The following is an 18,900-nucleotide window of genomic DNA, read 5'->3' as shown; positions in this document are numbered from 1 at the left end:
GGCTGGCTAGGGAAAATGAGTTCTTCAGAATAAACAGATTTTTATATCGGCTTTTATTCTTGAGCTTTTTCTTATCATTCTGGGATAGGCCCCATTAAATACTCAGCAAGATCATTTACCATTACAAATTTAGGTGCTCTTGCTGAGTCATAGAAAGTGAAAGCCATGAAAGACTCATTTGTGAGCGCTTTTGTGTAGCCAACTGCGGATCCAATACAACTATCACTAAAAAGCTCAAGCGATAATGCCTCAAGGGGTATAAGGCAAGTTCCAAATTCTTTAATCAACGCATTTATTAGGATTTGTTTCTTCTTATCATTTGATAAAGACTTCACGTACTGAAATTTCATTGTTCATTCATCTGACTATTAATGAACTCTAGAAAATCGTACGTCAGCACTAGGTGGGGTGCTTTATTCGAGTCAACAAGTTTAAAGGTGTCCGTCCGGTAATCCCCACATTCAATTCATAAATTAGCTACGGCATGGTGTTCGCTTTGCAAAGGAGAATGACCATGCAGCAATATCAACGAAGAGAAGTGCAAGATTGGCTCAATTTATTTGAGCAACAAAAACAAAGCGGACTCACCGCAGTGGAGTTTTGTCGTCAGCAGCAGATTAACGTTCAAACTTATTATACCCGACGTCGCGATATTCGGCTTCAACGAACAAGTAGCAAGTTTGTTCAGGTGAACCGTGAAGTCACGAAGGTTGAATCCTACACCGAAGCAATGGGTGGCGAACTTCTCTTGCAACTTGGAAATGCCCAACTTACCGTGCCAACCAATATTAACCCTCACTGGGTTGCTACTGTGATGAAGGCATTGGCCGAATGAAGATGTTCGTAGAGCCTGCCGACATTTACCTGTACATGGATATCGTCGACTTCCGCAAATCGATTAATGGCTTAATTGTCGTGGTTGAGCAGGATATGAAACTGAATCCGTTTCGCGATGCGCTGTTCGTCTTCTGCAACAAAAAGCGCGATAAGGTCAAAATACTCTATTGGGATAAAACGGGCTTCGCACTCTGGTATAAACGCCTCGAAAAACATCGCTTTAAATGGCCTGTCGATGCGAACTTAAAACAGATGCATATGAGTGAACAGCAACTACAGTGGCTGTTATCGGGCTACGATGTCATAGGGCATCAGCCGTTGCACTACAACGCATCCGGCTTATAACCTGTGATCATAAGTAGCGATTAACGATCACGAAATAGTCTTAATAATGTAAGGTAATCAGCAGCTTAATACGGGATAATAGCGGTATGAACGAGAAAGAATACCAATCCCGCATCGCTGAACTTGAAGCGCTTCTTGAAGAGAAGCGCGCGCGGATTGCCTATTTAGAAGAACAGTTCCGTGTTGCCCAGCACAAGCAGTTCGGAAAAAGCACCGAAGGTCACCCTGGGCAAGGTGAGTTGTTCAATGAAGCGGAAGAATTAGTTGTTGAGGCTGAAACTGAAACAGCTGAAGAAGCGATTAGCTACACTCGTAAAAAGCCCACACGTAAATCGCTACCTAAAGACCTGCCTCGTGAAGTTATCGTTCACGATATTAGCGACGAAGAAAAAACCTGTGACTGCTGTTCGGGCGAATTACACCGCATTGGTGAAGATAAGGCAGAGACGCTTCAGTTTATCCCTGCTCAGGTAAAAGTGATTGAGCATGTTCGCCCTAAATATGCGTGCCGTACCTGTGAAAAGGGCGGTATCAGCAACACGATTAAACAAGCGCCCGTACCTCACAGCGTTATCCCAAAAGGTTATGCGACGCCAAGCTTATTAAGTCAAATCATTACCAGCAAATATCAGTATGGCTTACCGCTGTATCGACAAGAAGCGATGTTCAAACAGCATGGTATCGAATTAAATCGTAAGACGATGGCGGACTGGATAATCCGCTGTGCTGCGTTGTTTAAACCGCTTTACGAGCAGCTTCGTCAACACCTGTTAAAGCAAGCTGTTATCGCGGCGGATGAAACCACGCTGAAGGTGGTTGAATCTGATAAAGCGACTAGCTATATGTGGCTGTACGCCTGTGGTGCTGACTCACCTGGCGGAAATATACCTGGTACAGAGACACCCAATATCGTGCTGTACGACTATCACAATAGTCGCGCAGGGCAATGCGCGGTAAACTTCTTGAAAGGCTATAACGGCTACTTACAAGTGGATGGCTATCAAGGCTATGAGCAAACGCAAGCGACACTCATTGGCTGTTGGGCACATGCACGTCGTAAGTTCATGGAAGCCAAAAAAGGCGCAGGTAAAAAAGGCAGTGGCAAAGCAGACTGGGCACTCAATCACATCCAAAAGCTCTACCGCATCGAAACACAGTTAAAAGATAAAACAGTGGAAGAGCGCTATCTCATCAGACAAGAAAAAAGTCTGCCACTACTCAATCAGTTCCATACATGGCTCACAAAGTCAGTGCAACAGGTGTTACCGAAAACCAAATTAGGTGAAGCGATACAATACTGCTTGAACCAATGGGAAAAGCTTGTACGTTATACACTCGATGGGCTACTCAGTATTGATAATAATCGTGCTGAGCGCGCAATTAAACCGTTCGTCATCGGCCGGAAAAACTGGCTGTTTAGCCAAACTGCCACAGGCGCAAACGCCAGCGCAGTGCTCTACAGCATGATCGAAACTGCTAAAGCCAACGACCTCAATGTGTTCGAATATATGATGACTTGCCTTGACGAACTCAGCTTCCCCAACGTCGATATTGAGCAACTGCTACCATGGCAGTTTGCTAAGCGCTAGGTGGTATTGCCGGACGGATACGTTTAAAGACTTTTAAGCCTTTTTGCTTGAGCGTATTAATGTATTGCTTATCTAATTTCGACTTGAAGCCAAAGAAGTGAGATAGGTCTTGTATGTTTATCAAAGTACCAAACTGCACCGATAGCTCGAACGCGAGCTGACTTGTTGATATCTTATTGTCCATGTAAATGCTCACCTCTTTTTTGCAAAATAACGTCAGCCAACTTTTCGAGATCTACACTGTCGTGAGAAAACAGCTCTTGAAAGCTAAGGTCAAATTCGTTCTTTTTTAGTTTTGACTTAAACTGTCTCTCCGCTAATCCGGTCAACAGACACCCAAGTTCTAGCGCAGGAACGTGAGGTGCTTTGAATTCGTAAAGTAGTGCAGAAAAAACATCACTTTTTTGCATGAAAACTCTCTAGGTATTTGGGGTGTTTAATAAATCTAGATATATTTTCTATCTAAAAAACAGTGTATTGCAAATTTTCGAGAAAAATGAAAACGTCAATCAGTTTTCATATTTGAGCGTCTTCTCGTATGTTTTTCATTTACTTAACGACAGTTGGACAAGATCTTCAAAAATTATATAAGACACCCTGTTTGCGTATTTTCTAGTACGTATTTCATTAACTTAACGAAAGTTGAACAAGATCTTCAAAAAAAATAAAAAAACATCTTATTTGCGCCCTAATTAAAAAAAAGTTGCCGATTATTTGAGCTTTAGTGGCGGTGTAAGTCTTTTTACCTAGCTAGCCAAGGCATAAAAAAGCCAGCATAAAGCTGGCTTAAAAGTTTCGCTGAAGGTGTCAGAACGACACAATACTCTTGAAGAACTCAGTCATCGTTTGCCCAAAAAAGGCTTGAAATAGCTTGTAGTTTTCTTGTTTTTTTTGGAAGCAACGAATTTTGAACTCATGTGTGAGCAGCTTCGAATACTCACAGAAATCGAGTAAATACTCGCTTTTCGGAATTTCATCCGATGATTGTCTTGCGACCAAAAGAATAAACTCTTCATTTCTTAAAATATTACGATGAAGAACAATTTGCTCCTCTTCAGATTCGAATAGAACAATATACTCGTTCGCCCAGTCGTGCTGCCCATACTCTGTGTACATATCAGTCATCTCCTATTTTTTGACCTCAATGTTATCTAGTCCCACGCAGGGGAAATTTAATGCCATCGAATATTTAGCCTATCGAATCTTCAGTGCAATGCTCTCTGTAGGTAAAGCAGAGAATAATTTTCCGTTGCTTGTTACTACGTAGCTGAGAAACCAAAACAAATAAGGAAAATTATGGAAAGAAAGAATGAACAGCTAACGTTTGACTTTGCGCACACAAAAAATCCGCTAGAAGAAGCGGTGTTTGCGCTATATGAAATTGTCGTTTTAAAATCTTTTGAAGCTGAAACTGGCGATAATTTCGCGAGTTTAAAATCTGACGAACAGAAGCGTCTATTGGTGGCTTATACGAGAGATAAAATACCAGAATCTTGGATAGCTGAGCCAGTAGTTTCGTTAATCGAAAAGCTACATAAACCTAACTACTCTTTTTACTGAGATAAATAGAGTTTATGAATTGGTATGAAAGCGAATGTTAAGTTCGCTCTCTGTAATTTTAGTGAATGTGATTACCGATCGACTTTGTCGTGATAAGCATTCTCGACAATAGCTGCGTTATATTTCTTCTTACTTGAGTGATTGCAGTTTACATAAAGAGAAAGGTAGCACTTTAAGGCATAAATGTCGGCAATAAGTTCACAAGTGGACCTAAGCCTTTCATCTTGCCTATGGTAAGAAGTCCGACACAGCAGACATATGCATGGAGTATTCTCTCGGCCGGTTTCAGGCCTAAAGCCGACGTAACAAGTTGGATTTGATACCAACTTCTTTGTGTAACTATAAAGCTATAGAAGTCTTTCCCCTATATTCAAGAAAACGACCCAATCGCGTGTTTGCGTCCTGGAGCTAATTAGATTTATTTTATTGCAGCCATTGACTGCGCTGGCTTTCACAAACTTGATAATCGTGGCAGTATGAAGAAAAATGAGCGATTAGTCGGCAGAAAAACGCGCAAATTGCGCCGTATTAAACTGTTAGCACCTGGTATGAAAATGGAATTCGAACTAGTTAAACTATCAAACTCGCGGAATGAATCACTATTTGAAGAAATAGAAGAGTTTAAATTTCGAGCGTTAGACTTGTGTAGCTTTGCGAGAAATACGAAATGGGGCATGTTCGAGTATTCAGTCTGCCGCTCAGATCCAGAACGACCTACTATTTCAGGTACGTTACCTAATGAATCATTGTTAACGACTTTCTATTCAAAGTATCGACATGTTTATTTGTTAAAGGAAAAAGCAAACTTCTTTAAAATTGCTAAATCGTTGTCAGTTTCTAGTAATTCAGATTTGTTTACTTTGTATCATCGCTATCATCTTAAGAGGTCTTTTTATAAAGAATTCTTGCTGAAATTTGCATTTATTAAAAGCCGAACATCTTTTTCGCCTGAGCAAGTTATCGATATTTGGTTCAATGCTTATTTTTTTCATGGTCAGGTAAAAGAGAGAGAAAAACTAAGGACTCTTGAATATTTGGTCTCAGAGCAGGGAGCCAAAGTTGCCCTATGGCAAACTATTTGGCAGTCTCATTTAGTTGTTGGTGAGTTAATGCAAAATCTTGACGATACGACAAAAGACTACCCATATATGAAAGTGCCTAAGTTTTGCAGAATCTAGGTGATTTGGGTGCTAACAAACAAATTAAGTCGTACGCTAGGGCGCACTGGGACACAAATACTCAGGCGGCTTCGTCATTTTCGCCAACGTGTCTGTGCCCCTTATTTGGCCGTTATGTTTCAAGGAGGAAAATTTGGAATTAAAAGATTTCGTTTCACAAAGTATTACTGAGATAGTTGACGGCATCGAAGATGCTCAGAAACGTTTGGAAGATTCTGACACAACTATTAACCCTGCACTTTACAATGTCTTTTCTGGCTCACAGAGTGGCGGCACCAACCTCGCTTTAGGCTGGGACCAAAAAAATAACCTCGTGAGCACTATAAACTTTGATGTAGCCGTTACTGTCAACGATGGTACTGAGACAAAAGGAACTATTGGTGTGGTTGCAGGTATGTTTGCTTTAGGTTCGCATGGTAAATCCTCACAAAGTAGTCAATCTATTTCTCGGCTTCAATTTAAGGTGCCAATATCGCTAACAAAGGCATTTAAGAAATGAAACAAATCTTCAAACAACCTAAGTAAAGAAAATTTTATGGAAGATATTGAAATTCTATTTATTGCAGCGACTATATTTATTCTCTTTTTGGCATTTGCATTCTGGTTTGATTACAAGCGGCGTAAAGAAGAGAAGCAAACCCATGAAAAATTATGTGAACTAGTCTTTAATTCATCTAGAAACGATGCCATTAGAAATCTCGATGACGTAATTGATATAGCAGAGTCACTCTACGAAACCAAGCTCATATTACTATCAGATTTTAAGAAAGTTGAACTAGCGCTACAAAAAACAAAAGCTAAATTGTCACAATATACTTTTAACTCTAAAGAAAGAGAAGTGAATCTGGAGAAGATAAACGAACTACTTAAAGAAATTAAATCGAAGATTGAGGAAGAAGAAAAAGTGGCTCCTTTTGAAGGTGTTCCAGATCCAGAAAGAAGTCAACTTGAGTTAATATATACAGTCACTGATGCAGGTAATAAGGCTGCCATATTAGCACCACTGCAAATTATATCTAAATCAATCAAATCTAGAGCAAAACTACTGGAAGAAGAAAAGGTTAAGTCGCAAAAATATAGTAAGTGGGGAATATTAGCGACATTTATCACTTTTGGGATAGCTATGGTTATAACATTTTTGAACTCTTCGGCCACAGGTGGTTAAAAAATGAAACATAACAAGCGCATTAAACGCGCGCGGCGTGCTGCGGACACAAACACAGCGCCGCTTCGCGATTATATTGCTGTGTTTGTGCCGTTTATGCGAAAGTTAGGTGCCAAACTTATCAGTTGACCTAGTGGCTTCTAAGCAGCCAAAGAAATATTTGACAAAGCACTTTCTTTTACAATTGAGCGGAATCATCGTCGGCGCTTAACTTTGGTACTGGATGATAAGTAAGTTCGAAAACTTTGAGTTATGGTTTGATGGACGTCGGTCTGGTGGTTATGGTTTTATCGCACGTGTGGCTCTAATAGCCGTTTGTCTTTGGGATATGTTAGCCAAGATAATTCGTTTGCTCATAGAGACGCGCAAATAAATGGTAATGTCACATAGCAAACAACTGTTGGCACATATATAGGCAGATAATATAGATATGGAATGGTTAGCAGAGAATAAAGATTGGCTTTTTAGTGGTGTTGCCATTGCGCTACCTCTTGCGATTGTAGGCTGGTTTATTTCTTCTAGAAAAAATAAACAAAGCCAAAAGGGTGGAGATAGTTCCACGAACATACAGGTTGGTGGGGATTTTAAAATGGGTAATAGCAAGGATGATGGATAAGCAAAGCCAAAAAGGTGGAGATCAGTCTACAAATTTGCAAGCTGGTCAAATGGTCGTGCACATAGGAATTGATGAAAAACGTGCACGTGAAGTATTTCAAGAAATGAACCTTCATTTAAGGCAGGAATATACTCAGGAAGCACTGGAAATAGCAAACGCCAGGGTCTCCGAGTTTGAGAATAGTCTAATGCCAAAAATGGAGAGGGTTGAAGGCGCTCTGGAGGCTTTTGGCGATCCAAGCTTTCAATTGTTGCTGGTTGACGCACAAAAAGCAGCTGCATCCACAGAAAGGGCAGCTGACTATGACTTGTTATCTGAACTGCTTATTCACCGATTTAAGAAGGGTGACAATCGCATTGCAAGAGCAGGTATTAGTCTCGCGGTAGATATTGTTGATAAGGTTTCTGATGAGGCTTTATTAGGATTAACCGTCGCACATGCTGTTAATAGCTTTCTGCCCGTTACCGGTGATATTAACCAGGGCTTAGATGTTTTGAATGATCTATTTGAAAAGGTTATCTACGAAGATTTACCTTCAGGCCATGAGTGGCTAGACCACTTGGACATTTTGAATGCAGTTCGCTTAAACTCGTTTGGTAGTTTAAAAAAAGTACAACAATATTATCCCGAGATTCTTCCTGGTTATATCGATGTAGGTATAGAAAAAGCCTCCGAAAATTATACTAAAGCCTTAGAAATACTAGACCACAACAATTTACCTAGAGGATTGCTAATTGAACATAGTCTAAACACTGACTATGTAAGAATCCCTGTCCCTAATAGAGCACAGATCGATTTTATTTCATTGCAGCAACAGGTACTCAAAGGTGGGACCTTGGTCGTTGTACCGGTAAAGCTAACAGAGGCCCAAAAAACAGCGATAAACAATATCTACGACCTCTATTCTCAAGATGGCGGATTAAAGCAGAACAATATTAATTCATTCATAGAAGAATGGGATAAAAGGCCAAGTCTTAAGGCTCTTAAAGATTGGTGGGATACTATTCCAATTATCTTAACAATTACAGCCGCAGGAAAAGTTTTGGCTCACTCTAATGCGCAGAGGTGTGATGAAAGGCTACCACAGATGGATTAGGTGCTTTAAGCTTAAATGTATAACAAAGACGGCCAAAGGGACCAAACAAACGCCGCTTTGCCCTAGTTTTTCGGCCCCTGCTGGGGCGTTAGCTACCACAAAGATTATATGGCCGGATTATTTTTTCGGACTAGTTATAGTAGTCTTTGCGTATCCATTGTCCTTCGTCATTCTTGGCTACCTTATCGCGGTAAAACAGATGAGAGGCCTCATTGCTGGTGGGGATGAGTCAAAATATCTAAATCTTAAAAATTTGCTAAATGGATTGGTTTTTCTGTTCTGATACTAGGTGGACTAATTGTATCCGTCCGGCAATACCACCTAGCGCTTAGCAAACTGCCATGGTAGCAGTTGCTCAATATCGACGTTGGGGAAGCTGAGTTCGTCAAGGCAAGTCATCATATATTCGAACACATTGAGGTCGTTGGCTTTAGCAGTTTCGATCATGCTGTAGAGCACTGCGCTGGCGTTTGCGCCTGTGGCAGTTTGGCTAAACAGCCAGTTTTTCCGGCCGATGACGAACGGTTTAATTGCGCGCTCAGCACGATTATTATCAATACTGAGTAGCCCATCGAGTGTATAACGTACAAGCTTTTCCCATTGGTTCAAGCAGTATTGTATCGCTTCACCTAATTTGGTTTTCGGTAACACCTGTTGCACTGACTTTGTGAGCCATGTATGGAACTGATTGAGTAGTGGCAGACTTTTTTCTTGTCTGATGAGATAGCGCTCTTCCACTGTTTTATCTTTTAACTGTGTTTCGATGCGGTAGAGCTTTTGGATGTGATTGAGTGCCCAGTCTGCTTTGCCACTGCCTTTTTTACCTGCGCCTTTTTTGGCTTCCATGAACTTACGACGTGCATGTGCCCAACAGCCAATGAGTGTCGCTTGCGTTTGCTCATAGCCTTGATAGCCATCCACTTGTAAGTAGCCGTTATAGCCTTTCAAGAAGTTTACCGCGCATTGCCCTGCGCGACTATTGTGATAGTCGTACAGCACGATATTGGGTGTCTCTGTACCAGGTATATTTCCGCCAGGTGAGTCAGCACCACAGGCGTACAGCCACATATAGCTAGTCGCTTTATCAGATTCAACCACCTTCAGCGTGGTTTCATCCGCCGCGATAACAGCTTGCTTTAACAGGTGTTGACGAAGCTGCTCGTAAAGCGGTTTAAACAACGCAGCACAGCGGATTATCCAGTCCGCCATCGTCTTACGATTTAATTCGATACCATGCTGTTTGAACATCGCTTCTTGTCGATACAGCGGTAAGCCATACTGATATTTGCTGGTAATGATTTGACTTAATAAGCTTGGCGTCGCATAACCTTTTGGGATAACGCTGTGAGGTACGGGCGCTTGTTTAATCGTGTTGCTGATACCGCCCTTTTCACAGGTACGGCACGCATATTTAGGGCGAACATGCTCAATCACTTTTACCTGAGCAGGGATAAACTGAAGCGTCTCTGCCTTATCTTCACCAATGCGGTGTAATTCGCCCGAACAGCAGTCACAGGTTTTTTCTTCGTCGCTAATATCGTGAACGATAACTTCACGAGGCAGGTCTTTAGGTAGCGATTTACGTGTGGGCTTTTTACGAGTGTAGCTAATCGCTTCTTCAGCTGTTTCAGTTTCAGCCTCAACAACTAATTCTTCCGCTTCATTGAACAACTCACCTTGCCCAGGGTGACCTTCGGTGCTTTTTCCGAACTGCTTGTGCTGGGCAACACGGAACTGTTCTTCTAAATAGGCAATCCGCGCGCGCTTCTCTTCAAGAAGCGCTTCAAGTTCAGCGATGCGGGATTGGTATTCTTTCTCGTTCATACCGCTATTATCCCGTATTAAGCTGCTGATTACCTTACATTATTAAGACTATTTCGTGATCGTTAATCGCTACTTATGATCACAGGTTATAAGCCGGATGCGTTGTAGTGCAACGGCTGATGCCCTATGACATCGTAGCCCGATAACAGCCACTGTAGTTGCTGTTCACTCATATGCATCTGTTTTAAGTTCGCATCGACAGGCCATTTAAAGCGATGTTTTTCGAGGCGTTTATACCAGAGTGCGAAGCCCGTTTTATCCCAATAGAGTATTTTGACCTTATCGCGCTTTTTGTTGCAGAAGACGAACAGCGCATCGCGAAACGGATTCAGTTTCATATCCTGCTCAACCACGACAATTAAGCCATTAATCGATTTGCGGAAGTCGACGATATCCATGTACAGGTAAATGTCGGCAGGCTCTACGAACATCTTCATTCGGCCAATGCCTTCATCACAGTAGCAACCCAGTGAGGGTTAATATTGGTTGGCACGGTAAGTTGGGCATTTCCAAGTTGCAAGAGAAGTTCGCCACCCATTGCTTCGGTGTAGGATTCAACCTTCGTGACTTCACGGTTCACCTGAACAAACTTGCTACTTGTTCGTTGAAGCCGAATATCGCGACGTCGGGTATAATAAGTTTGAACGTTAATCTGCTGCTGACGACAAAACTCCACTGCGGTGAGTCCGCTTTGTTTTTGTTGCTCAAATAAATTGAGCCAATCTTGCACTTCTCTTCGTTGATATTGCTGCATGGTCATTCTCCTTTGCAAAGCGAACACCATGCCGTAGCTAATTTATGAATTGAATGTGGGGATTACCGGACGGACACGACTAATTATATTCATTTAGTCACTAAGTGAAAATGGAATAATCGTAATGAACGATTAGGCTCAAGGAAAGATATGCTCTACGAACCCACTATTAAAAAGAATCCTCGACAGTTAGCGATTGAACAGCATTTTCATACAGCGCACGCTATTTCGTTGTTCTATGACTTCGATAAAAAAGTAGAAGTGATGGAGCTTTCATCTGGTGAGATAGTTCGAAGGCATAAACGCGCAAAAATTTTCTGCACTAAACGAACGTGGGATCAGTAGGCGGAAACAGGGTATATGGTACGAATCGAAAATGCATTCCACAAAGAGATTGACTGTGTTAAAGCATTTTCCAAGAGAAACCATGAGGCGATATCTAAATACTGGTTTCTATGGAGACTCAGGCACGAGTATCATTTAAGTAGTCCTGCTGATTCAGTGCTTAATGGAATATATGGCTCAGGTTTAACCAAAGAACAAGAAGAAATACTAGAGAGCAAGGGGATAGGATTTATTCGTGAAGGCGGAATTGTGCCTTCGCGTTTTACTACAAGCATTCAAATACAAACTTTCCTTGACCGAGATTGGGATACTTGCAGCCATTTTAAGTGGGGGGTAATCGAAGCTCCGGATGGAGAGTTTATTGTCGCAGATGGCTATGGAGATTTTGCTTTTATTCCTATCTCACCAAAGAAAAAGTTTTGGGCTGGTCAAGATGATCAGATAATTACCCGACAGCAATTAGCAGAAGTAAATAAAGAGTCAGTATCTAGAGCAAGACAATATTACTTTGCTCGTAAAATCAGTGAGTGTCCAATTGCCTAGCAAACTAATCAACTACAAACCTGCGGCACACAGCATACACACCGCTGTGTGCCAGATGGAGGTTATAGCAGTTATGGATGACAGCTCCTTGTCTACAGGTGTCCTTTACGCAGTGGCGCTGATAAGTTCGTTAAGCGGCTATTGAAGCCTGAACTATTTTTTAGCGTGATTTTTAGCGATGTAAATCGAGCCAAAAATCATGATCGCGAGCGGCAATAAAAAAATAACTTCTGCTGGCATGAATCGCACCTTTTTCAAAGTTTCTCAGGATGTTTGATGATGTAAACAGCGACCGCAATGATAACACCGAAGATGATTGCCATCGGCAACAGCGTCACGATTGAGTCTATAAAATTTGACATAAATCAGATTACTTCTTTTTTAGATGATTAATCAATAAGCCTAAAACTGCTATACCGCCAATGGCGACACAAATTCCGAGTATTTGAATTTCGCTCATCACGCTTTCTGCTCATTATTCCTTCTATTATAGCTTAATGAAAATTTCGCACTTGCAAAGTTTTCTATTAATTTTGTATGCCTAACGGCTTATTTTTTATATTTCATAAAAGCGCTCGTATCCTCTAGAAACAAACCTCTGTTTCTAGAGGATAGAAAAAACATGTTTACTTTCGTTCTTAGCTGACTTTTCGGTGAGGTTTTAAGCCTGTTTATCGAATTATTCAAATATGCTCTGCTACATGCAATTCTCTTCTCCAGCGGTCAAGCGTGCTTACACTTATGTTATGTCGTTTTGCTAGTTGTGAACGAGAAATACTAAGGGTGTTTAGTTGTTTAACTATTTGAATACGCTTATCAAGTGTGTACTTATATCGTTCGCCCCCTTGCTCGACAAGTTCCCTCGTCTCAAGCTCGTCATGAAATCGTGGTTCAATACCTTCGAATATATTGTGCCATTGTGGCTTCTCCGACATGACAAAATAACTAATATTCTCGCGGCAATTAGGTGAGGCCGTTGTTATCCTCTCCACTTTGCGCCAAATATTTCTAAAGATAGCTTCGGAGCGACAAACAAAGATTTGCTCTACATTTTCGAAGTCTGGATATACGATGCTACCGGTTTCATCTACATTTAGTAACTCTCGAAACAAGCCTCTAAGGGAGTCTGAATAACAATCTTCTTTTTGATATTTTTCCGCAAAAACCTCTAACCAGTGCGTCAAGCTACCTGCGTGTTGTGATATGCCCCTACTTGAATTCTCAACTTCGATGATGAGTAGCGTCATATCAGTCGTTATAGCTAAAATATCTGGGACGCACTGAAAAATAGTGTTGGCAGTATTTTTGACTGCCTGAATCTCATGCTCGGATTTAATACAGTTGATTATGTGATTACCAAATTCGATTTGTTCCGATTGCAAGGCGATAAGAAATTCGTTGGCTAAGTGACGATGGTACTGATGTTCGAAGTTACTTAAGAAGCCGCTGGATTTATAAAAAGTCGAGACTTTTTCTAATAAGACACTTCTTTTATCATTCTTAAGCAATGAGGCCCCTCGGCGTGAGAGTGCGAAAGCTTTTACGCCAGGAGAGCCACTATAAGTTTCTATCCAAATAAGTTTGTCTGCCACCATACGCCTGAGTACATGTCGTATTGTTTGAACGCTGATTTCGCAATACATGGCAAGCTGGCTTTGGCTAAGCCACCCAAATTTCCCCAGTGCGAAAAGAATATTTATTTCATTTTCTTCACCTAAGAAGATTTGTTTCACTGCTGCTCCACTTAACTTTTTGCGGTTTTGCATATTTTTACTTTCCTAGTTATTTGTCGACTGAAAAATAACTAGGCCTTTGATGTGCAAACTCTGGCTACACCCTCATATAAGCGAGGGTGTAGCCAGACAAGAGCGCGATATCTTCGGGCTGGACGCCCTGCAATATCTTTGGTTTTCGGGCTTTTAGCTCTCCGCTGCTGGACGCAGCTACATTCTAAAAGCACACGAAAAGCCGCCCTACGTCGCATGCGCGACTCCGAGCAACCACCACTTTCAGTGAATTGGCGTTGTACGGGGCGAGGTTGCACCTCTTCGCACGAACTGACAATTCATCTTTCAAGTCGAGGTTGCTCGGAATCGCTGCGCATCCTCGGGCGGGGGCTAGCCCCCACAATGTTTACGTTGCTGGGGCAACTTCTTAACGCTGGGGCGTGCGAAAAAATTGCGGCTCCCCCAACTTTGTCGCTGAACGCGCCTCAGTTTAAAGACAAAAAAGCCGGTCGATGTTAGATAATAAATGCTCACGTTATACGTAGGTACTGCTTCGCGAAAATTCTTACTTTTAAAGTCAAGGCACCAGACTTTGCGTTTATTGTGAGTAGATAACACCCAAGTGTCTCGAGCATCAATTAATTCGATGAATCGAACATTATCTAAAGCAAGTGTGAGAAATTTTTGCATGGCAGGTGCATATATAAAGGTAGAACACTAGGTAACTGCTGTTCCGTCAGGTCTCTCAAAAAATCGAGAGCTGCGTAAATAAAAGTCTGGCTTTGTTAACGTAGCGAGAGAGATGCCTCTAGGCAGATGTAGAGGTACTGATTGCAAAACCATTCCTTGCTAGTTTCGTTCTGCAACAGCATATTGACGTCTTTTGGATTTTTACAAAAGAGAAAAGAGCACTTCGTAAGAAGTGCTCTTTTTGTAGCAAAATTTCACTTCATTTCAATGCAGTCAGCTGACTCTTATTAAAAAATAGTTGCTTATGAAAACTCAATCATTAATGTATTTATTCAATAAATATTGTGTGCAGAATTCATATGGATGAGTCAAAGGCAATGAAGTGTGTGCTGGCTGTTTTGAGTGCAGTTACAGCAGTGTGTATGCCGATATTTTTGTACTACGTGAGCATAGATTTACTTGAGCTTGCATGTATTTTTGCACTTATCAACATGGGTGTATTTTGGAAGCTTTATTTGGGGGCAAAAAGGTACTTTAAGCAGCAAGAACTCGGCTTAAATGAGCCTTCAGGTAAAAGATTACTGAGTTATGCTCTTTTTGAGTTCTACTAGCAATTTAAAAGTAGCGACGATCTAAGTGTTCTGACAAAAAAGTTTATGTCCTCTCGGCCAAGGATGGCCGAAATCCCCGTTTGAAGCGCCTATGTAATATGAATTAAGACAAAAAAGGAAAATCTGATGAGATCATCAAAACGTGCAGTGATTGATATTGTCGCACAGGCGGTAATGGAACTCTTAAGGGCATTTGCTTATTGTGCTGTGATTGTATTTGTACTGAATACTATTTTTGAAATTGAATTAAACAAAGCAATAACGGTAGGACCTGGTTTTATATTGTGGACGGGCTTGGCGGCATTTTTGTCCTCGACAGCTATAAAAATCTACCTCCTGAGGGACCCAAACAGAATGCTTAGCTAACGCAGTTTAACGCCCGAGAGGGCGTTTTTTATTACGCTAAGGCTAGTATTTCAATGCAAATGAAGATCTCTCAAAAAGAAAAAATTAACGTTTAAAACACCTCACAAAAGTAAGTCGCCGTAGTCAGCCAGATAACCCTTAATACATTCTCTACTTTAGTATATAGTTTGGGCAGTAGACTTGTTAAACAGGGAACGTTGTATGGTGTTCACAAGTAATTTCGAATTTCTAAAACCGCATGGAGCTTGGTTTTATAATCTTGCGGCTAGTGCCGAACGTAATTTTTCCTCCGACCCAAATACAACACTTATCAAAATGCGCCAACTTGGCGAGGCCATTGCTCAAAATATTGCTGCACGAGTCGGCGTTGAGTATGGCAACGATGTGAAGCAAGTCGATTTACTCCGCGATATTGACTATTCCCTCAGACTGGATGACAACGTTCGAGACGCTTTTCATACTTTAAGAAAGTTAGGGAATACAGCAACTCACGAGTTTGATAGTAGCAGTCACCGCGACGCCCTAAAATCGATGATGGTGGGCCATGCGCTTTCCATGTGGTTTCACAGCACATTTGGGGGAGACAAGGCCAAAGGCTTTAAAATTTCCAAGTTTGTGAAACCTGAAGATCCCTCCGCTTACGTTAGAGAAATAGAAGAGCAATTAGAACAACTCAAGACCGAATCTCAACGCACATCAGACCGTATAAAAGTTGCTGAAAAGCTTAGTCAAATTGAGCATGAAAAAGCTGAGGCTGAACGCCTTCGTGCAGAGCGGATGGCTGAAGAGCGTGAGATATGGGAACAATTGGCGCATGAGCAAGAAGAAGCGCTTGCCAATTATCGCGCTGAAGTTGAGCGTGAAAACAAAGTCAACTTTGACCATTTCAAAGCGCAACCAAAAGAACAGCAAGCCGCTGAGCTTCAGCGCATTGAAAAGTCTCACTTTGAAATGGATGAGGCGGAGACCCGTGTCATCATTGACCAGCAACTTATTGATGCAGGTTGGGAAGCTGATACGGAGAACTTACGATTTTCCAAAGGCGCTCGCCCAGAACCCAATAAAAACCGTGCTATTGCAGAGTGGCCCACAGATTCTGGGCCAGCGGATTACGCACTCTTTATCGGCACAACGCTAGTGGCTGTTGTCGAAGCAAAGAAAAATGCCAAGAATGTATATGGAGCTATCGACCAAGCCAAACGTTATGCGAAAGGTATTTCATCGTTAGCTGACGATGTTGAAGTAACAGAATACGGTGAATTCAAAGTACCGCTTACTTTCGCAACCAATGGCCGCGCGTATTTAAAACAATTGGAGCAAGAAAGCGGGATATGGTTCTTAGACGTTCGTGATACCACTAATCGCCGCAAAGCATTGAAAGGTTGGTACTCCCCTCAAGAAATCAAAACATATTTGCGCCAAACACCTCAAAAAGCCAACTCACAACTAGATGACATGGGTTTCGAGTACGAACTTCAGTTACGTGACTATCAGAAGCAGGCCATTCTCAGCGTTGAGCAAGCCATTAAAGATGAAAAAGAGCGTGCGCTTGTAGCAATGGCAACCGGAACAGGTAAAACAAAAACCTGTATCGCGCTGGTGTACCGTCTTCTAAAAGCTGAACGTTTTCGCCGAATCCTGTTTCTGGTAGATCGCAGTGCGCTAGGTGTTCAGGCCACTGTCGATTTTGGTGAAGTGCGTATGGAAAATCTCAATACGTTCGCAGATACCTTTGACGTGCTAGGAATGGAGCCAGAAAAAAATCCGAAACCCACGCCCGATGACGACACAAAAGTACACGTAGCTACGGTGCAAGGTTTGGTTAAGCGTATTATGTACCCGTCAGAGGATGCGACTAAGCCAGGAGTAGGGCAGTATGACTGCATTGTTGTGGATGAGTGTCACCGTGGTTACTTGTTAGACCGAGAGCTAAGTGAAACCGAGGTAAAGTTTAGAGATCAGCAAGATTATGTTTCGAAATATCGCGCCGTAATAGACTACTTCGATGCATTCAAAATTGGGTTAACGGCAACGCCAGCCATACATACCACCGATATCTTTGGCGACCCAGTATACTCTTACAGCTATACAGAGGCAGTTATTGATGGCTATCTGGTTGATCATCTACCCCCTGTAAGAATCCATACCAAACTCAACACCGATGGTATTCATTACAATGTGAATGAAGAAGTACAGGTTTATGACCCACAAACCAATCAACTTGAACTCATTCACACACCCGATGAACTCGATTTTGATGTTGCGCAGTTCAACAGAAAAGTAATAGCACCAGAGTTTACCAAAGCGATAGCGAAGTGGTTGATAGAAAGTGATTCAATTGACCCATACTCTCAAGAGAAAACACTCATCTTTTGTGTAACCGACAAACACGCTGATGAGATGGTGGAGGCGCTTAAGGACGCGTGTGAGCATTATCACGGGGCCGTTGACGATGACGCTGTTATGAAAATAACGGGTGCATCTGATAAGCCGCTCCAGCTTATTAGACGTTATAAGAACGACCGTCTTCCCAATATAGTAGTGACGGTAGACCTGCTGACCACTGGCGTGGACGTGCCCTCCATTTGCAACCTAGTATTCATGCGCCGCGTGAACAGTCGTATTCTTTACGAACAGATGTTAGGCCGTGCTACACGTCGCTGTGACGACATCGCTAAAGAACGGTTTCGTATTTACGATGCTGTAGACATTTACAAACAGCTCGAAAAAGTGAACACCATGAAGCCCGTGGTCACGAACGTAGACATTACCTTTAGCAAGCTAGAAAGCGAGATTAAAGAGGGTAAAGACAGCAAGCTTCAGGAACTCGCGAGAGACCAATTTTTGAGTAAGCTTCAAAGTAAGAAGCGCTACCTTACTGAAACTCAGCAAAGCGAATTCGAGTGTATTGTTGGAAAGCCGCCTCAGGAGTTTGCGCAAGAATTAAAAGCAAAGCCTGTGCAGGAAGTAGCAGACTGGTTTTTAAATAATCCAGGCTTAGGCGAGCTGCTCGATATGAAAGTAAAGGGCACGGGTGGGTTTAATCGTATCGTGGTATCTGAGCATGAAGACGAGGTGCTAGATACATCAACAGGCTATGGCAGCGGCCAGAAGCCAGCGGACTATCTAACTTCCTTCAACGACTTTGTGAATGCTAACAGTAATAGAATGGTTGCAATTCAAACAGTCATTCAACGTCCGTGGGAATTAACCCGTGAAAGCTTGAAACAATTAGCGTTAGAACTTGAAAAAAACGAGTTTAGAGAAGAAGATCTTAAGGCGGCATGGAAAGAAGTACGAAACGAAGATATCGCTGCCAGAATTATTGGTTACATTCGCCAAGCCGCTATAGGTGAAGCCCTTATCCCATACGAAGAACGAGTAGATAGAGCATTAGATAGAATACTTGCAAGCCAGCCGTGGAAAACACCGCAGCGGGACTGGTTAAGCACCATTGCCAAACAAATGAAAGCTAACATTATCGTTGATGAAGCCAACTTGAATGAAGGTATTTTTAAACAAAGGCTTGGTGGCATCAATCGCGCCAACAAACTCTTCGACCAGCCTATCACCGACATCCTCGCCCAGTTTAATCGTGCATTGTGGGTAAACGATGATGATGGCGGCTACACAGATGATAAAGCAACAGCCTGA

22 protein-coding genes are annotated in these 18,900 nt (G+C 42.0%); 14 read left to right on the top strand and 8 right to left on the bottom strand.

What is annotated here, in order from left to right:
• Positions 1-74: 74 nt before the first annotated feature.
• Positions 75-350, bottom strand: coding sequence for a pyocin activator PrtN family protein (locus tag ACM0P2_RS16430; protein ID WP_419226836.1), 276 nt, complete (start codon positions 348-350; stop codon positions 75-77).
• 164 nt (positions 351-514) lie between these two features.
• Between ACM0P2_RS16430 and tnpA (ACM0P2_RS16425) the strand changes: the two genes are divergently transcribed.
• The 3 genes from tnpA (ACM0P2_RS16425) (at position 515) to tnpC (ACM0P2_RS16415) (ending at position 2,771) form a co-directional block, all read left to right on the top strand.
• Complete coding sequence (tnpA, locus tag ACM0P2_RS16425; RefSeq protein WP_159120620.1) at positions 515-835, top strand: IS66 family insertion sequence element accessory protein TnpA; 321 nt, start codon at positions 515-517, stop codon at positions 833-835.
• The gene (gene tnpB / locus ACM0P2_RS16420) at positions 832-1,182 is read left to right on the top strand and encodes an IS66 family insertion sequence element accessory protein TnpB (RefSeq protein WP_008305429.1); all 351 of its coding nucleotides are present in this window, start codon (positions 832-834) and stop codon (positions 1,180-1,182) included. Before tnpA (ACM0P2_RS16425) ends, tnpB (ACM0P2_RS16420) begins: the two co-directional genes overlap by 4 nt.
• A gap of 86 nt (positions 1,183-1,268) precedes the next feature.
• Positions 1,269-2,771: an IS66 family transposase gene (gene tnpC, locus ACM0P2_RS16415; protein WP_419226713.1), complete on the top strand. Its 1,503-nt coding sequence runs from the start codon at positions 1,269-1,271 to the stop codon at positions 2,769-2,771.
• Here tnpC (ACM0P2_RS16415) and ACM0P2_RS16410 read toward each other — a convergent pair.
• From ACM0P2_RS16410 to ACM0P2_RS16400, 3 genes are all read right to left on the bottom strand, one after another.
• Positions 2,761-2,955, bottom strand: coding sequence for a hypothetical protein (locus tag ACM0P2_RS16410; RefSeq protein WP_419226835.1), 195 nt, complete (start codon positions 2,953-2,955; stop codon positions 2,761-2,763). The two genes, tnpC (ACM0P2_RS16415) and ACM0P2_RS16410, sit on opposite strands and share 11 nt — an antisense overlap.
• The gene (locus tag ACM0P2_RS16405) at positions 2,945-3,181 is read right to left on the bottom strand and encodes a hypothetical protein (protein WP_419226834.1); all 237 of its coding nucleotides are present in this window, start codon (positions 3,179-3,181) and stop codon (positions 2,945-2,947) included. Before ACM0P2_RS16405 ends, ACM0P2_RS16410 begins: the two co-directional genes overlap by 11 nt.
• 397 nt (positions 3,182-3,578) lie before the next feature.
• A complete protein-coding gene (locus ACM0P2_RS16400; RefSeq protein WP_419226833.1) occupies positions 3,579-3,887 on the bottom strand; it encodes a hypothetical protein in 309 nt (102 codons plus the stop codon).
• Between the two features lie 180 nt (positions 3,888-4,067).
• Between ACM0P2_RS16400 and ACM0P2_RS16395 the strand changes: the two genes are divergently transcribed.
• From ACM0P2_RS16395 to ACM0P2_RS16370, 6 genes are all read left to right on the top strand, one after another.
• Positions 4,068-4,331, top strand: coding sequence for a hypothetical protein (locus ACM0P2_RS16395; protein WP_419226832.1), 264 nt, complete (start codon positions 4,068-4,070; stop codon positions 4,329-4,331).
• A 476-nt stretch (positions 4,332-4,807) separates the two neighbouring features.
• The gene (locus ACM0P2_RS16390) at positions 4,808-5,509 is read left to right on the top strand and encodes a hypothetical protein (protein ID WP_419226831.1); all 702 of its coding nucleotides are present in this window, start codon (positions 4,808-4,810) and stop codon (positions 5,507-5,509) included.
• Positions 5,510-5,642: 133 nt separating this feature from the next.
• Entirely contained in the window at positions 5,643-6,008 is a 366-nt protein-coding gene (locus ACM0P2_RS16385; RefSeq protein WP_419226830.1) for a hypothetical protein, read from the top strand.
• Between the two features lie 36 nt (positions 6,009-6,044).
• Entirely contained in the window at positions 6,045-6,674 is a 630-nt protein-coding gene (locus tag ACM0P2_RS16380; protein ID WP_419226829.1) for a hypothetical protein, read from the top strand.
• 430 nt (positions 6,675-7,104) lie between these two features.
• A complete protein-coding gene (locus tag ACM0P2_RS16375; protein ID WP_419226828.1) occupies positions 7,105-7,290 on the top strand; it encodes a hypothetical protein in 186 nt (61 codons plus the stop codon).
• Positions 7,283-8,386 carry an LPO_1073/Vpar_1526 family protein gene (locus ACM0P2_RS16370; protein ID WP_419226827.1) on the top strand — a complete coding sequence of 368 codons (1,104 nt, stop codon included), beginning with the start codon at positions 7,283-7,285 and terminating at the stop codon, positions 8,384-8,386. Before ACM0P2_RS16375 ends, ACM0P2_RS16370 begins: the two co-directional genes overlap by 8 nt.
• Before the next feature lie 321 nt (positions 8,387-8,707).
• On the opposite strand, the gene tnpC (ACM0P2_RS16365) is transcribed toward ACM0P2_RS16370, so the two are convergent.
• From tnpC (ACM0P2_RS16365) to tnpA (ACM0P2_RS16355), 3 genes are all read right to left on the bottom strand, one after another.
• Positions 8,708-10,210, bottom strand: a complete 1,503-nt coding sequence (gene tnpC / locus ACM0P2_RS16365; protein ID WP_419226713.1) for an IS66 family transposase — start codon at positions 10,208-10,210, stop codon at positions 8,708-8,710.
• An 86-nt stretch (positions 10,211-10,296) separates the two neighbouring features.
• A complete protein-coding gene (tnpB, locus tag ACM0P2_RS16360; RefSeq protein ID WP_008305429.1) occupies positions 10,297-10,647 on the bottom strand; it encodes an IS66 family insertion sequence element accessory protein TnpB in 351 nt (116 codons plus the stop codon).
• Positions 10,644-10,964, bottom strand: coding sequence for an IS66 family insertion sequence element accessory protein TnpA (tnpA, locus tag ACM0P2_RS16355; protein ID WP_159120620.1), 321 nt, complete (start codon positions 10,962-10,964; stop codon positions 10,644-10,646). The genes tnpB (ACM0P2_RS16360) and tnpA (ACM0P2_RS16355) overlap by 4 nt, the downstream gene beginning before the upstream one ends.
• 150 nt (positions 10,965-11,114) lie before the next feature.
• On the opposite strand from tnpA (ACM0P2_RS16355), the gene ACM0P2_RS16350 reads away from it, so the two are divergent.
• Positions 11,115-11,309 carry a hypothetical protein gene (locus ACM0P2_RS16350; protein WP_419226826.1) on the top strand — a complete coding sequence of 65 codons (195 nt, stop codon included), beginning with the start codon at positions 11,115-11,117 and terminating at the stop codon, positions 11,307-11,309.
• A 15-nt stretch (positions 11,310-11,324) separates the two neighbouring features.
• Entirely contained in the window at positions 11,325-11,852 is a 528-nt protein-coding gene (locus ACM0P2_RS16345) for a hypothetical protein (RefSeq protein ID WP_419226825.1), read from the top strand.
• Between the two features lie 683 nt (positions 11,853-12,535).
• Here the strand turns inward: ACM0P2_RS16345 and ACM0P2_RS16340 are convergent.
• Positions 12,536-13,618 (bottom strand): hypothetical protein, encoded by a 1,083-nt coding sequence (locus ACM0P2_RS16340; RefSeq protein WP_419226824.1) that lies wholly within the window; start codon positions 13,616-13,618, stop codon positions 12,536-12,538.
• A 1,010-nt stretch (positions 13,619-14,628) separates the two neighbouring features.
• Here ACM0P2_RS16340 and ACM0P2_RS16335 point away from each other — a divergent pair.
• From ACM0P2_RS16335 to hsdR, 3 genes are all read left to right on the top strand, one after another.
• Positions 14,629-14,880, top strand: a complete 252-nt coding sequence (locus ACM0P2_RS16335) for a hypothetical protein (RefSeq protein ID WP_419226823.1) — start codon at positions 14,629-14,631, stop codon at positions 14,878-14,880.
• A 126-nt stretch (positions 14,881-15,006) separates the two neighbouring features.
• Entirely contained in the window at positions 15,007-15,246 is a 240-nt protein-coding gene (locus ACM0P2_RS16330) for a hypothetical protein (RefSeq protein ID WP_419226822.1), read from the top strand.
• 201 nt (positions 15,247-15,447) lie between these two features.
• Positions 15,448-18,900 carry a type I restriction-modification system endonuclease gene (hsdR, locus tag ACM0P2_RS16325; protein WP_419226821.1) on the top strand — a complete coding sequence of 1,151 codons (3,453 nt, stop codon included), beginning with the start codon at positions 15,448-15,450 and terminating at the stop codon, positions 18,898-18,900.

It is taken from the genome of Alteromonas sp. OM2203 (assembly GCF_048517045.1).
Classification (GTDB): domain Bacteria; phylum Pseudomonadota; class Gammaproteobacteria; order Enterobacterales; family Alteromonadaceae; genus Alteromonas; species Alteromonas gracilis.
Note: the sequence above shows the minus strand (reverse complement) of the source record. Positions and strands in the feature narration are given on the sequence as shown.

Excerpts from the sequence above, each read along its gene's own strand:
- ACM0P2_RS16430 (WP_419226836.1), bottom strand. The coding sequence starts at position 350 with ATGAAATTTCAGTACGTGAAGTCTTTATCAAATGATAAGAAGAAACAA.
- tnpA (WP_159120620.1), top strand. The coding sequence starts at position 515 with ATGCAGCAATATCAACGAAGAGAAGTGCAAGATTGGCTCAATTTATTT.
- tnpB (WP_008305429.1), top strand. The coding sequence starts at position 832 with ATGAAGATGTTCGTAGAGCCTGCCGACATTTACCTGTACATGGATATC.
- tnpC (WP_419226713.1), top strand. The coding sequence starts at position 1,269 with ATGAACGAGAAAGAATACCAATCCCGCATCGCTGAACTTGAAGCGCTT.
- ACM0P2_RS16410 (WP_419226835.1), bottom strand. The coding sequence starts at position 2,955 with ATGGACAATAAGATATCAACAAGTCAGCTCGCGTTCGAGCTATCGGTG.
- ACM0P2_RS16405 (WP_419226834.1), bottom strand. The coding sequence starts at position 3,181 with ATGCAAAAAAGTGATGTTTTTTCTGCACTACTTTACGAATTCAAAGCA.
- ACM0P2_RS16400 (WP_419226833.1), bottom strand. The coding sequence starts at position 3,887 with ATGTACACAGAGTATGGGCAGCACGACTGGGCGAACGAGTATATTGTT.
- ACM0P2_RS16395 (WP_419226832.1), top strand. The coding sequence starts at position 4,068 with ATGGAAAGAAAGAATGAACAGCTAACGTTTGACTTTGCGCACACAAAA.
- ACM0P2_RS16390 (WP_419226831.1), top strand. The coding sequence starts at position 4,808 with ATGAAGAAAAATGAGCGATTAGTCGGCAGAAAAACGCGCAAATTGCGC.
- ACM0P2_RS16380 (WP_419226829.1), top strand. The coding sequence starts at position 6,045 with ATGGAAGATATTGAAATTCTATTTATTGCAGCGACTATATTTATTCTC.
- ACM0P2_RS16375 (WP_419226828.1), top strand. The coding sequence starts at position 7,105 with ATGGAATGGTTAGCAGAGAATAAAGATTGGCTTTTTAGTGGTGTTGCC.
- ACM0P2_RS16370 (WP_419226827.1), top strand. The coding sequence starts at position 7,283 with ATGGATAAGCAAAGCCAAAAAGGTGGAGATCAGTCTACAAATTTGCAA.
- tnpC (WP_419226713.1), bottom strand. The coding sequence starts at position 10,210 with ATGAACGAGAAAGAATACCAATCCCGCATCGCTGAACTTGAAGCGCTT.
- tnpB (WP_008305429.1), bottom strand. The coding sequence starts at position 10,647 with ATGAAGATGTTCGTAGAGCCTGCCGACATTTACCTGTACATGGATATC.
- tnpA (WP_159120620.1), bottom strand. The coding sequence starts at position 10,964 with ATGCAGCAATATCAACGAAGAGAAGTGCAAGATTGGCTCAATTTATTT.
- ACM0P2_RS16350 (WP_419226826.1), top strand. The coding sequence starts at position 11,115 with ATGCTCTACGAACCCACTATTAAAAAGAATCCTCGACAGTTAGCGATT.
- ACM0P2_RS16345 (WP_419226825.1), top strand. The coding sequence starts at position 11,325 with ATGGTACGAATCGAAAATGCATTCCACAAAGAGATTGACTGTGTTAAA.
- ACM0P2_RS16340 (WP_419226824.1), bottom strand. The coding sequence starts at position 13,618 with ATGCAAAACCGCAAAAAGTTAAGTGGAGCAGCAGTGAAACAAATCTTC.
- ACM0P2_RS16335 (WP_419226823.1), top strand. The coding sequence starts at position 14,629 with ATGGATGAGTCAAAGGCAATGAAGTGTGTGCTGGCTGTTTTGAGTGCA.
- ACM0P2_RS16330 (WP_419226822.1), top strand. The coding sequence starts at position 15,007 with ATGAGATCATCAAAACGTGCAGTGATTGATATTGTCGCACAGGCGGTA.
- hsdR (WP_419226821.1), top strand. The coding sequence starts at position 15,448 with ATGGTGTTCACAAGTAATTTCGAATTTCTAAAACCGCATGGAGCTTGG.